Raw genomic sequence first — 13,659 nt, 5'->3', positions numbered from 1 at the left:
CGCTGGAAGAGGCACGGAATCGAGACAATCGCACATTTGCGCTCTGCAGTGCTTAATAAAAGAACTGGCAATATATTAGAGGCTGCCAAAATTGCAGCGTGATTCCGTAAATCTGACATGCACCCATCGAGCGACCGTCTGTTGACACAGCCATCGGCGTCAGGTAATATCTGGATATATGGATTTTGAGGATGCATAGAGGGCCTTTGGATATGGCAGACTATACAGGCAGTGGAGATGACAGGCCGTTGGCCAAACTGATCGAGGAGCTTGCGACGAAGCAGGGTTTCACGGAATCTTCGCTTAAGGGCGTTAAGTTCGTCCGGTCGAACAAGCCGATTCCCAGGAACCCAGTCGTATATGAACCGAGCATAGTGATAATCGCCCAAGGACACAAAACCGGCTACCTTGGAAACGAGGTCTACAGGTACGACCCATACAACTACCTGGTGCTCTCGGTCCCGCTCCCGTTTGAATGCGAGACAAGCGGAACACCCGAGGAACCCCTCCTCGGGGTGATGATAAGCGTGGACGTGACAACAGACAGTGAGCTGCTGCTGGACATGGATGATAATGCTTCGTTATCAGGTTCGATGCCACGAGGCATCTACTCGACGCCTTTAACAAATGAGATGCTCTGCGCTACAGAACGGCTGCTCGAGTCCATGCAGAATCCTCTTGATGGGCGTATGCTGGGACCGCAGATCGTTAGAGAGATCATCTACAGAGTGCTGTGCGGTGAGCAAGGTGGAGCACTGCGACTACTGGCAGCTCGTCATAGCCGCTTCAGCCAAATCGCGAAGGTGATGAAGCGGATGCACACGGAGTATGGTTCGGAGCTTGATATCAGCACACTAGCCAGCGAAGCGAACATGAGTGTGTCCTCATTCCACAGCAACTTCAAGGCCGTTACTGCCGTCTCGCCGCTGCAATATCTCAAGAGCATCCGCCTGCACAAAGCGAAAGTAATGATGATACAGGACGGCATCAGCGCCAGCAGCGCCGCCAGCAGAGTAGGCTACGAAAGCGCATCCCAGTTCAGCCGGGAGTTCAAGCGGTATTTCGGATGCAACCCCTCGGAAGCAGTCGCCCAAATGCGGGCTGTGGTGGAGTCACCTAGCGGTGGTTGAATGCTACTTGCAAAATGCTCATCTGAGTAGGAGTTCCAACTGAGTCCAGCCAGGAGGCGCAGTTCAGCAGTTGTAGTAAGGCACAAAGCTCCCCTCAATTGCGAGGAAAGAGAGACTGATGAAGCAAACGACAACATAACATAGTCGCTGTCTGCAGGTGTAGAAGAACTTGCCACAAAACGTAGAGCGGTTCGTGATTTTAACTCTTGCCCTATCAAATGCTTGCTCATGAGATTTGGGCCGATGGCACAAATAATGACCTATTTGTGTTCGTTTCTGTTTCATAGAACTGACTTTTGCTCAAATCGACCGAGACGCAAGTTGCGAAACACATCCATGATTTCTGAGACTGCGCATATCCAAGAGCTATATTGAGCTCAATATTGAAGCTTTTCCACAGCCTATCTTGTGGCCGAGGTAGCTGCGAAAACCTGTGGCATGAATGTGAAATCTGTCAGCCAACCGGTCATAGAATAGTTCGTAGACTTAGCTCTTGCCCGACCACCTCCATCAAGAGCTAATTATGAACTCTTGCCCTCACGATGTGCGCACAACTTTCCGGCAGACCTTTCAATGTGTCTAGCCTCTGCGGAATGATATAATATTTGCCGGTAACCTTCGACGATGTCCGACGTCATTAAGTCAAAGACATCGGAGGTAAGCAATGTATACAGACGATTCTTTCCTAGTAAACGCTGTCCTGCTAGGTGACAAGGACGGCTATGGGAAACTCGTAGACAAATACAAGAAGATGGTTTACGGCATCGCATGGAGTAATCTTGGTGATGTCGACCTTTCTGAAGACGCTGCCCAGGAGACATTCGTCAAAGCGTATACTTATCTTGGCACGCTCCGCGAACCCGGCAAATTCGCAGGATGGCTGGCAAGGATTGCTCGAAACGTCTGCGGTTCGCTGGGGCGTGGGATAAAGCGTGAGAATGCCTTCCACAATAGATTGGCTGTTCTTGAATCCGCAGAGGCCGGGCCGCAAGAAGAGGACCGCGAGTCTCTATCACAGCAGCTCTGGGACTCCTTTGCCAAGCTACCGGTCATCCACCGCGAGGCGCTGACTCTATTCTACGTGGAAGGCAAGAGTATAGCTGAGGCCTCTTCGGCATTGGGAATAGCCGAGCAAACCATGCGCACAAGACTGCACCGGGCAAGGACCGCGCTGCGCACTCAGCTTGAGCATATGCTGGAAGAATCCCTTTCCGACATGCAGCCGAGCAGAGGTTTCACACGATCAGTCATTGTCTTGCTTCCTCTTACGCCAAAGGGTGCGACCGGAGTCGGCCTCTTGGCTGTTCTCGGAAAACTGTCCGCAAGCATCTCATTTATGTTGTGGACGGTAGCAGTTTCTGCGCTACCTTTATGGGTGTTCTACTCCCTGTTCAGCAGACTCGAAGAGTCCAGCCTGGAAGATGCTCCTCAGAACCAAACAGCCAGAGCGATGATCAGGAGGGTATATAGGAAGGCCGCCTTTAAAACGTTCGCAACCGTCACTGCATTTTTCGTGCTAAATAGATTTGTCGGCCCGATGACTGCAGTGCGAATCGAAGCGGTGGTTATTGGCTGTATGTTTTTGCTTGTAATCATTGGAGTCAGCCCTCAACTACTCGGTCGGATACGCATCCCCGGCGCAACATCGCGCATTCTGATGTACGGAGTCATCTTTGCTGCTATTGTGGCGGCTGCATTCTTCGATGCGCCCGATGTTACCGGTGCGGTGGCGTTTATTGTGATAGGCATCATTAGCTATTTCACTGATCCACAAATGCCGCCAATGTGGGCAGTGAGTAGCTACAATCCGTTCTCGCGCATAGCTGGGCTGCCAGAGATCGATATGCGACTTTCTCGTAAACTGTCGAAGCTTGATCTGCGTACTTTCGCCAGGCTGCTAGCTGAAATGCGGCAGGTGCGCGACTATCGTTTTGAAGGAGATACCGTCTGCCTCTCGCTCTTCAGCATGTCGCGCAATCCATTGGAAACTATCGGCATTGTGCCAAGCCGAACACAGATGACCATTGGGACGGACGGAGTATGCACAACGACTATCAGCAACGCCGATTTGGCAGAGCAGGCCTGCCACACGATAAGATATGCACTGAGTCTCTTTGCCGAGGGACGCATACAGGATGTGCGCGATATTTTTTTCCTCAGTCCGGACCGATCCTCGCCGAGGGTTGCGATCAGCATTCGGAATCATCGGATCATAGCGCTTATAAACATCTGGTTCGGTATCATGTTTATGGTGGATCAATGGGCGGCGCGGTCGAAAACCCAGCAGGCAATCATCCATATACCTGGTCTCGTAATACCTTTGATCGCGCTGGCGATCACACTATATATCAACAAGCGTCAGATGAGTTCGACGCAGCACTGATCATTGTGCGTATCGACATATAGAAAACGGCTCTGAAAAACATAGAGCCGTTTGTGTGATCTTAACTCTTGGTCGACCAAAATTCAGGCATTCCGAGCGTGAAAATCAGCTTGGATGAGGATAGCTTTAGAAAGTGCACCTAAAAACGGATATATGAGGCTTTTGTGTCTCTATTATCGTTCTCAACGAAACGATCTTTTTGCTCATTCTGGTAGTCTCCTTATAGAGTTGTCTTACAGTAATGACAAGTAATGCAGTCGGAATAGTATATTATATTTTCCTCGGGCATCCACTAAGCATTCTTTGGCCTTCGATAAAACTAAAAAAGCTGCGAGCACTCTTTCAAATGGATACTGCTTATCTGGTATAATTGATACATCATATTATATAAGGAGAGTCGGTAATTGAACGCAATTGTGCGAACGGCCAGCGGCTGGCAAATTTCAGCAGGTAACCTCACACTCGATCTGGATAAGAAAACAGGCTGCTTGTCGAGTCTTGTCGTCATTCAGGGCAAGCAGTTCACATGGTCAGCGCATCCCGGGGATGTGACAGTCCGGGATGATCTTATGCGAAAGACATTCGACCGTAGGGATCTTGGCAGCGTCATTTTTTCTGAAGGCAAAGACAGCCTGACAATAGAAAAGACATTTCACGGAGCACCCTGGCTGCTTCGCGAGACTTATGGGTTCGAAGATGGCGCCATAAGTTGGACAAGCCGGGTTATATTGGATGCTGGTGAGTATCGTTCGTGTGCAGTGAGCTATTGTATACCGTGGCCTCAGCCGATGTATCCGATCTCTTTCTGGGCAGCACGCGACAATATGCCCACAGCCCCGCATATGTTTGCAGAAGTCGCGTTGGAATACGGTGAGGCTACAAGCGGAATCACAATGCCTGCGCTGTGTTCTTATCTCGAAGATGAGAACGTTGGCCTGCTCCTGACAAAACCGTTCGATTTCATTACTCCGCGCTTCAGGTTCATTAGCGCCTACCGAGAGCCTAATTTGCAGATACAGTTCGATTGGATGGCTTTGAGCCCGTCGCGATCCGCTGAAACTAGTTTGCTTTTGCGAGGCACCACAGGCGACTGGCGCAGCTCACTCGGCTGGCTCTATGAGAGGTTCAATGAGTATTTCGAGCCTCGCTCAAACATAATCGACAACCTTTGGGGCGGTCATATATCCGGTAGGTGGAATGTCTCACTTGAAGAAGCCAAGGCGATGGCAGGGTTGGGGCTCAAGTGGCACGAGATACATCGTCACTTCCCTGCCTACGGCAATTATCATCCTGAAGGAGTTGAGAGCTGGCGCAGCGGTCATGATAGGGACGACGACGCTATTATCACGATTGATGCGATCCGCCGCACAATCCAGAACCTCCATGCAGTCGGCTCAGCGGCCATGCCTTATATTCAAGTCACTGGTGACGGTGACGAAAAACTGCTCGATCCGGCGTTCATCGGATCGAGGGTGCAGGATTATTATGGCAGCAACACCAGCGCCTGGCCCGGCACGCTTCTTATGAACTCAGACCCTTCGCTTCCCTTCGGCAAAGATATGACCCGGCAGATAAAAGGTTTGGTGTCGCGATATCCTGAGATGGACGGAGTCTTTCTGGACCAGCCGTGCTATAACCATCAGGACACCGCTCACGATGACGGCATAACGGCAGTGGATAACCGTCCTGCTTACATGACCGGCCTCAACTATTATCCTCACCTGGAGCTTCTTTCGTCTCTGCTTCATCCGAACAAAGCGATTATGGCGAATGCTCCATATGGCGTGGGCATATTTAAGTATATAGACGGTTTTATGGCTGAAGGCGAGGGATGGCTGTGTGATCGATTGCAGTATTATGGGTTGGCTAAACCTATGTTCTTCCTGGTGTATCAATCAGGCGATGCGGACATCGAGCTGATGTTCCAGAGCTGTCTGGTGCACGGCGCGGGCTATACCAGCTACAGCGAAGCTGCGCCGTCAGCCGATCTTTACGATATGTATGTCCCGCTGGTTGAGAAACTTTTCCGCAGAAAGTGGGTCTTTGATCCTAAGCCCATAAGCTTCCCGAAGATGTACAAGGGAGGAATATTCCGCAGCAGATCGGGTTCTCTGCTGGCCAGTATAGTCGGTAAAAATACTCGTCTGCCGGGCAGAGCCATACAGGACAAGACTGTCAGCGTAAGTACCTCAGATGTGGAGCAGGTCAGCAGTGTGACTTTGTATCAACCCGGCGGAAAGTCGATTGAGCTGCCGTTCCACAAGGAAGATGGCGCGCTGCAGTTTGACGTGCCCAGCGATACTGTTGCGGCGGTTGCTGAGCTGAAGATCGAGGGATAGTTCGTTATCGGCGATAAATCAATGCAAAAGCCATGTGAACATATGAGTCACATGGCTTTTGTCATTTGGACAAAATTAATCCTGGGACCGGTTACAAAAAAACAACCTGGGTCAGGATTTCCGAATACTGACCCTACGGTCTGTGCTCTTAGAGCTTGATTCTTGCAAATTTGAGCTTGCCTGCGCGCAGCACCTGGTCGTCCTTGACCTCTACATTAGCCGATGGACCGGCGACTTTTTCACCATCTATCGTAACCCCGCCCTGCTGGACTAGCCTGCGCGCCTCGCTGTTGGATGGAGCCATATTAGCCGCTGTAAGAAGTTTGACTATCCACACCTTGCCGTCTTCCATCAGACTTGTAACATAGACCTCCGGCATATCGGTTGGAACCTCATGCTGGCTGAATACGCGCTCAAACTCTGCCTGAGCCCGTGCAGCCGCTTCGGGTGAGTGATAAATCGACACAATCTCGCGTGCGAGTCGCTTCTTGGCATCCATCGGGTGCATCGAGCCGTCCGTCAGGTTCTTCTTGATCCGCTCGATCTCGTCGAGGGGGACATCAGTGCACAGCTCATAAAAGCTCGGCATAACATCATCGGGTATCGACATCAGCTTGCCGAACATATCCTTTGGCTCCTCGGTGATTCCCACATAGTTGCCCAGCGACTTGGACATCTTGAGTACGCCGTCCAGACCCGGCAGAATCGGCATAAAGAGTCCGACTTGTTCTTCCTGACCAAACTGTGTCTGCAGATCGCGTCCCATCAGGATATTGAACTTCTGATCTGTCCCACCTATCTCAACATCCGATTGCAAAAACACGGAATCATATGCCTGGCATACAGGATACAGAAGCTCGTGCATGCTGATCGGACGGCCTTCGGCAAGTCGCGTCTCGAAATCATCTCTTTCGAGAATCCTCGCCACAGTCACCTTTGACATGATCTTTATAACGTCCGTAAAACTGAGCTTGCCGAGCCACTCGCTGTTGAAAACAACCCTGGTCTTGGCTGGGTCAAGAATCATGCAGTACTGATCGTAGTATGTCTTGGCGTTTTCAGCGATCTCTTCAGCGGTGAGCTGCGGTCGCGTAATTGATTTTCCACTCGGGTCGCCGATAGATGCAGTGAAGTCGCCTATTATAATGATGACTTCATGTCCGAAGTCCTGAAACTGCCTCATTTTGCGCAGCACAACACCATGTCCCAGATGAATATAGGGTGCAGTCGGGTCAAGCCCCAGCTTAATTTTTAGTTGCTTGCCGGTTCCTTGAGCTTTCTTGAGCTTTGCCTTAAGACCCTCTTCCGGTACAATCTCAATTGTCCCGCGCTTAATCACATCAAACTGTTCATCAATCGTCAGCATACTATCCCCGCAATCATATTGTAAGTCATTGCTATCTATCCAGGCATCTTACCTGGAGGGCGAATATATCACGCTTTCTTGCTTATCGTAACACGCGCGCGCTTAGAGCGTCAATTACGGCGTGTCGAGAGCCGGCGCAATCATGCTTGCTCAATCGGCTCGCCATAACAGCCCACTTTACGTCTGGGTGTTTGTAACGATACGTATCGAGCGCGGTCGGCATCAGTATCACCGCCCCGATCCATATCTCATTCCATCCAAGCGAATCCGCTTTGCCCTTACCCTTTGGCCGTAAACCATCTTTTGTAACTGTGTATAGGTAAGTGCAAGATTTGCAGATTAATCCTGTTCTTGGTCAGCTAAAATTCATATAATCGGGTGGGGCGCAACAGGCATTCTTGGGATAATTCGGCTTCGGCTCGGCATGGCAGCACTTATCGATAAAAATGCAGCGATTACTGACTTCATTTGATTGCCCGTTGCCCCGCTCTGTGCTACAATGGCCTAGACATCCGAATGGAGAAAAGTATCGTGCATGATAACATGGGCGGCACAAACTGGTTTTATGTTTTCAGGGTTATCTCGGTGTTTTTGCTGACCGTCGTTATGGGCGTACACTCGTATTATCGGTACGTGCAGGAATCGTTGAAAGTGGTATCGGCAAGAAAGCTGATGTATTGGCTCTACTCGGTTGTCTTCATCGTAGCAAGTATAACCAACTTCGTTCTGCTCGTTTTAGCGCTCGCGGTAGGAAACTACGGGAGCACGCCTTTACATATAGGGGTATTTACGCTGCTTCTCGTATCTTCATATATTGCGCTGCTTGTCGGGGCACACAAAAACCCATACAAATAGACGCCGGAGTCAAAAACTCGAAAGATGGATTATTTTACGCGTCTTGCGCAGCGAAATCTGCTGGAGTAGTATCCCGAGTTAAGTGAATCGACTCTGACACCTCTGCCGTATGTGGCTGCATGCACGAATTGCCCGCCGCCGACATAAATGCCCACATGAGATATTCCACGCCTGTATGTCTGGAAAAATACCAAATCACCCGACTTTAGACTGTTGCGTGAGACCGCCGTGCCTAATCCGGCCTGCGCGGCTGATGAGTGGGGAAGAGAAATGCCATACTTAGCAAATACGTATCGCGTAAAGCCTGAGCAGTCAAAACCGCCACGGCTTGTTCCGCCTCGTATGTATCTGGAGCCACGGCAAGCCAATGCGGTTTGTATCAGATTATCACTTGCCTGGCTTGCGCATGCCATTCTAACATTGCTGTTGTTAGCGGTTGATGCAGAACCTTGGCCTTTTGTTATAAGTGATCTATGCACATACCCGCATGTTCCATTCGAAAGAGCAACCTTAGCCCATGCTCCCCTGGTTGCAAGCAATTTGGCTGTGGTTCCGACTGAGAGTGTGGATATCTTATTGCTGCCGGTCCCCGGTCCTTTTCTCAGGCAGACGTTGTCTTTCTTTGTGTGGATCGCGTAACCGTATGCCGGTTTCACTGCCGCTTTTTGTTTGACTTGAGGAACATTGGCTTTTGAAGGAATTTTAATGTTCTTGCCGAGTGAGAGTGTTGCATTCTCACCGACACCATTAGCTGCGGCTATTTTACTTGGGCTGGTGTGATATCTTTTTGCGATAGCCCATAGAGTATCGCCATTCTTGACTTTATATGAGATCGAGCCTGCAAAAGCTGCGGTCGATGTAAATACAAATATAATTGCGAGTAAGACGCTGCTTAGCCTTTTTTCCGTCAATACATCACGTCCCTTCGATGTTGATTGCCGGTGCACTACTTTCGTCTGCTCCGACTGCACGCGTTCGAAGGCGCTCGCATAACTAGAACGCCCAATTCCATCCGCGTAATTTTAACGAAGTTACAAGTAGCCTGTCAAGTATTTTAAACCCAAAGTGATAACTTTTTTCGACACAGTATCGACCTGACTCAGACTTGTAACGCGCGGCATACCTTAGTATAATGATGGTGTATTGGGCAATGCGAGGTTAGGGTTAGCGCGAAATTCATCTGAAAAACAGGTAATTTGACCGGGTATAACCGGGAACTCGTGCTCGCTGCCTAGCGTATTTTAGTAAAGGAAGAAAGGTGGAGGCCGCTTTGGTTGAACTTGCTGATACCGTTTCCGACGTGGCTCGGAGCGATGACAGGAGAGAGTTTGACGCGCTTGTCGAACGTTATCATAAGCAGGCGTACAACATAGCATACAGAATGGCCGGCAATCATGCGGACGCGGAGGACCTGGTTCAGGATGCGTTTATTAGGGCATTCAGGTTTTTTGGGCAATATCGACGGGAACTTCCTTTTGATAGCTGGCTATATAAGATAATGTCCAACGTGTTTATAGACAAGCTTCGCCGGAAGCCCAAGGCGATGATCCGGTCACTGGACCAGCCGGTGGCGACTGCCGAGGGCGAGGTGGCGATGGATATCGCGGACAAGGCATGCGGACCTGAGGAGACTGTTCTATCGAGAGAGATGGACAGCCGTATTCAGGAGGCGCTGGACACTTTGCCTGAGGTATTTCGCCTGACGGTGATTTATGCCGATATCGAGGGTTTGTCCTATGAAGAGATCGCGGAGGTTACCGATACTAATATCGGCACTGTCAGGTCGCGATTGCACAGGGGCAGACGGTTATTGAGAAACAAGTTAAAAGTGTATGCTGGTCAGTTTGTGTAAGGTAGGTGGCAGGCTATGAATTGCAGACGAGTAGTGAGTTTAATGTCCGCTTATGTAGATGGTGAGCTTACAGGTGTGGAAATGCTCGAGATCAGAAGACATCTGGGCGATTGCGCGGATTGCGCCGAAGAATATGAATCGATAAGACTGGTGAAACAGATGCTCTTCAGGCTCGATGCCGTTAAGCCCAGAGCGGATTTTGCCGCTTCAATAATGACAAATCTGGATGCCGTCGAAGTGCCGCGATATCAGAAAATACTCAACTGTGCGGTTCATCTCCTGCACCGGAAACTAAGTCCGGTTGCGGCCGCTCTGGCTGTGTCGGGTTTTGCCCTTGTGATAATGTCTGCCGGTGGGGTTGATGGCGTGCGCACTCAGCCCGGTCAGCAAATGGCTATGTCGCAATACGGCTCGTATTCGTCCGATATCAAATATTCCCCGAATATATCCGCAGACTCATACATCCTGACTGACCAGCCTCAGCCGCTTAAGGTCAGGGATAACGTCGGTGAGCTTACGCATTCAAATCTCCAATTGGCAAGCATCAACGTAAGATAAGCTGATTCAGTGGAAAGCTGAAAGTGGAAAGCCCTATGAGGACTCTACTTTCAGCTTTCTACTTTCTACTATTAAACTAAAACGGAACCACTAAGGCCAGTCTCACGTCAAATCGGTCGTAAGATAAATTACTACTCGAACAGGAGGATCGACAAGATATGCGAACGGCGTTTAGTAAAGCGCTGAAACAACCTAACATTTTGGTTGTGTGCGTTCTGAGCGTTGCGCTCGGTTTTTCACTTGCAGCAAATTATTATCATCACTCATCCGCACCGGCTATTGCCGCGACAAAAGATGCGGCTATGTCGGACTGGCGCACTGCTTTCGAAGATGTTGCCGATAAAGTCGGCCCAAGTGTCGTTTATATCACAAGAGAAAAGACTGTCGAAGTGCGTGATCCATTTGCGGGCTTTGATAATTTATTCAACTTAAGCCCGTTCAGTATACCACGGCAGTCCCAGGAGACTCAGAAACAGACTCAGATAGCCAGCGGTTCGGGAATAATTGTTCGTTCTGACGGCTATATTCTAACCAACAGCCATGTTGTGGCTGATGCGGACAGAGTCACCGTCAAACTCCTGGATGGGCGTGAGTTCAAGGGCAAAGTGTTTCTCGACCCCCGAACTGACCTGGCTCTTGTTAAGATTGACGCAAAAGACCTTCCCGCTGCACAGTTTGCAGATTCGGATAAGGTAAAAGTGGGCCAGTGGGCGGTTGCTATGGGTGCCCCGTTCAAACTAAGAAACACTATGACTGTGGGTGTTGTGAGCGCTATCCGCAAAGAAGTTGAGGGAGCCAATTCACAGGAGGATCTGCCGTATCCTGAGATAATCCAGACTGATGCCTCAATCAATCCGGGCAACTCCGGCGGTCCATTGGTCGATCTCGACGGCAAGGTGATGGGAATCAATGGCGCTATTTATTCCACATCGGGCGGCAATGTCGGTATTGGTTTCGCGATTCCGGCCAATACCGCGAAGTTTGTTATGGCTCAACTTATCGAAAAGGGCAAAGTGGTCAGAGGATACCTGGGAGTCAGTATGAAAGACCTTACTTCCACACTATCCGAAAAGCTTGGGGCAAAAGACGGCGTGCTTGTTGAGGATATCCAGAGTGATTCTCCCGCAGCCAAGGGCGGCATCAAGGTAAAAGATGTAATAACAAGCGTGAACGGCAAGCGGACCAATAATGCGGCAGAGCTAAGGCATGCAGTCGAGACTATAGCGCCCAATACAAGTGTTAAGGTGACTGTGATCCGCGAAAAAGCCGAGAAGACACTGACCGTGAAGGTCGGTGAAGTCCCAGACAAATTGGATGGCGCATCGACCTCCGATGAAGATTCGGTCAAGACAGGCCTTACTGTCCAGCCGCTGACCCCCGAGATTGCGTCTTCAATCGGTGTTGACAAGGATATTCAGGGAGTTGTGGTTCGTAAAGTGGAGCCGGGCACACCCGCCGAGCGCGCAGGCTTTGCTGTCAAGGATGTTATCACGGAGATCGATGATACTCCCATCACCAGCGTTGCGTCATTCGCAAAAGCAGTAAGCAAGCTCAAGAATGGTGACACGTCGATAGTCGTAGTGCAGCGCGGAGAACGCAGTGTCATAATTGAAATGACGATGGATTAAGCGCATAGCCGCAGGTAAACAGAGTAAAGCCCCGCAGTCAATCGGCTGCGGGGCTTGTGGTCAGGCAGGGCGAGCCCTTTCTCGGGTCAGCTCTATGTTGCACCGGCTCTGAATATATCTTCCTCTTCGCTCTCCCTGTGTAATGATAAATACGTGTCTGCGCACTCTTGGCTGCAAAACGATATCGCTTCTGATCCTTCTTCTGGAACAGCTAATACCAATTCATCTTCGAGAATCGGTTTGCCGCAGTATGTACACCTATGCATATAGCCTTCCGGCGATGGTTCCCTATCTACCATTGTAACTCGCCTCACTTAAATCTGCACATAATATGTATACCCTGTCACCGATGTATGAAACCTGTGAGTGATGTGCGAGGAACCGCGAATAACATGAATTGTGCATATGTATCATTGACAATCATACACAACTGGGTCATAATACAATAGATGAGTGCAATCTAGTCAGTGTAGTAGGCATTCAGCAAGCTGATGAGTGGTTTCTGCGGTATTTTTGCAAGGAGTTGATTGTTATGAGAGAAAAAGGGTTCACGCTGATTGAGCTGCTGGTCGTTATTGCCATCATCGCAATACTGGCTGCGATATTGTTTCCTGTCATTTCAAATGCTAAGGAGAAAGCAAGACAGACTCAGTGTTGCAGTAATATGAAGCAGTTAGTCATGAGTGTGCGGTCTTACTGTGATGACAATAATGGTATTATGCCGTTTTGCTATCCTGATGGTTTACAGAATACACACGATTGGGCAGGGGTGAGAGTATGTGGACAACCAAACACATGGGATCCTGCGGCAGGGTCTATCTATCGCTATGTAAGAAACACTGCCATATATAGATGCCCATCAGATAGTAGGTCATGCAGTATCGGCAAATATCCCGTGTCCTATTCAATGAACGCTTCGCTCGCCAGTTATTATAATGGCAGCGCGTCAACACTTAGAAAGCTTGATCCTGAGTCAGCAGGCCGTACCTCAAAACTCGTAATGCTTGTCCAAGAGACAAACAATAATGACAGTTATTGTGTGTGGGCTGACCCTGCCGGGTCTGATAATTTCAGCACGGTACATACTGGTGGAGCAAACATTGGCTGGGTGGATGGTCATGTATCGTTTGAAAATGAGAAATACGTGCAGTCGGAAATTGACAAAGGCAAAGCTGGTGCGGCAAACTGCATTTGGAAACCCAACCCTGGCTTCTAGATTAAACTATTGCAATGCACTCCCTCCGAAATGTATGTTCGGAGGGATTTTTTGTGAGCAGTATCTGCAATCAATTCCTCTTTTACTATTGATATTTTTGGCAGTTTTAGTTATTGGCAAAGTGAGTCGATGATAAATATAGAGGTTCTGACTGAAAGCTCATCATTAATATTCGCAAAGTCCAATGTTCGCAAAATAGTGCTTTAGTCTTATTGACAATCAGCTAACCCTGCGCAATAATTCTATATAGGATATCCTGTCAAACGATGTATTATTAATATCTGTAGACCAAATACGCTGCAGCATGATTTATAATGCCGTTGATCGATTTA

11 protein-coding genes are annotated in these 13,659 nt (G+C 49.3%); 8 read left to right on the top strand and 3 right to left on the bottom strand.

Annotation, left to right across the window (positions count from 1 at the left end; translation table 11 throughout):
- The first annotated feature begins 212 nt into the window (after window positions 1–212).
- The 3 genes from ABFD83_08635 (at window position 213) to ABFD83_08625 (ending at window position 5,852) form a co-directional block, all read left to right on the top strand.
- Entirely contained in the window at window positions 213–1,130 is a 918-nt protein-coding gene (locus tag ABFD83_08635) for an AraC family transcriptional regulator (GenBank protein ID MEN6357134.1), read from the top strand.
- 664 nt (window positions 1,131–1,794) lie between these two features.
- A complete protein-coding gene (locus tag ABFD83_08630) occupies window positions 1,795–3,513 on the top strand; it encodes a sigma-70 family RNA polymerase sigma factor (GenBank protein MEN6357133.1) in 1,719 nt (572 codons plus the stop codon).
- Window positions 3,514–3,917: 404 nt separating this feature from the next.
- Complete coding sequence (locus ABFD83_08625) at window positions 3,918–5,852, top strand: hypothetical protein (protein ID MEN6357132.1); 1,935 nt, start codon at window positions 3,918–3,920, stop codon at window positions 5,850–5,852.
- Between the two features lie 148 nt (window positions 5,853–6,000).
- Here the strand turns inward: ABFD83_08625 and tyrS are convergent, their stop codons facing one another.
- A complete protein-coding gene (gene tyrS / locus ABFD83_08620; GenBank protein MEN6357131.1) occupies window positions 6,001–7,218 on the bottom strand; it encodes a tyrosine--tRNA ligase in 1,218 nt (405 codons plus the stop codon).
- 531 nt (window positions 7,219–7,749) lie between these two features.
- On the opposite strand from tyrS, the gene ABFD83_08615 reads away from it, so the two are divergent.
- Window positions 7,750–8,073, top strand: a complete 324-nt coding sequence (locus tag ABFD83_08615) for a hypothetical protein (protein MEN6357130.1) — start codon at window positions 7,750–7,752, stop codon at window positions 8,071–8,073.
- Window positions 8,074–8,102: 29 nt separating this feature from the next.
- On the opposite strand, the gene ABFD83_08610 is transcribed toward ABFD83_08615, so the two are convergent.
- The gene (locus tag ABFD83_08610; protein MEN6357129.1) at window positions 8,103–8,984 is read right to left on the bottom strand and encodes an NlpC/P60 family protein; all 882 of its coding nucleotides are present in this window, start codon (window positions 8,982–8,984) and stop codon (window positions 8,103–8,105) included.
- Between the two features lie 359 nt (window positions 8,985–9,343).
- Here ABFD83_08610 and ABFD83_08605 point away from each other — a divergent pair, with 359 nt between their 5' ends.
- From ABFD83_08605 to ABFD83_08595, 3 genes are all read left to right on the top strand, one after another.
- Window positions 9,344–9,925 (top strand): sigma-70 family RNA polymerase sigma factor, encoded by a 582-nt coding sequence (locus ABFD83_08605; GenBank protein ID MEN6357128.1) that lies wholly within the window; start codon window positions 9,344–9,346, stop codon window positions 9,923–9,925.
- Window positions 9,926–9,940: 15 nt separating this feature from the next.
- Window positions 9,941–10,483: a zf-HC2 domain-containing protein gene (locus ABFD83_08600; GenBank protein MEN6357127.1), complete on the top strand. Its 543-nt coding sequence runs from the start codon at window positions 9,941–9,943 to the stop codon at window positions 10,481–10,483.
- Window positions 10,484–10,641: 158 nt separating this feature from the next.
- Window positions 10,642–12,111, top strand: a complete 1,470-nt coding sequence (locus tag ABFD83_08595) for a Do family serine endopeptidase (GenBank protein MEN6357126.1) — start codon at window positions 10,642–10,644, stop codon at window positions 12,109–12,111.
- A gap of 92 nt (window positions 12,112–12,203) precedes the next feature.
- Here ABFD83_08595 and ABFD83_08590 read toward each other — a convergent pair whose 3' ends face one another.
- Window positions 12,204–12,410: a hypothetical protein gene (locus tag ABFD83_08590; protein MEN6357125.1), complete on the bottom strand. Its 207-nt coding sequence runs from the start codon at window positions 12,408–12,410 to the stop codon at window positions 12,204–12,206.
- Between the two features lie 233 nt (window positions 12,411–12,643).
- On the opposite strand from ABFD83_08590, the gene ABFD83_08585 reads away from it, so the two are divergent.
- Window positions 12,644–13,327 (top strand): prepilin-type N-terminal cleavage/methylation domain-containing protein, encoded by a 684-nt coding sequence (locus tag ABFD83_08585; protein ID MEN6357124.1) that lies wholly within the window; start codon window positions 12,644–12,646, stop codon window positions 13,325–13,327.
- Window positions 13,328–13,659: the final 332 nt, after the last annotated feature.

Source organism: Armatimonadota bacterium (genome assembly GCA_039679645.1).
Taxonomy (GTDB): Bacteria; Armatimonadota; UBA5829; order UBA5829; family UBA5829; genus UBA5829.
The sequence above is the reverse complement of the archived record's forward strand: the minus strand, read 5'-3'. Positions and strand labels throughout refer to the sequence as shown.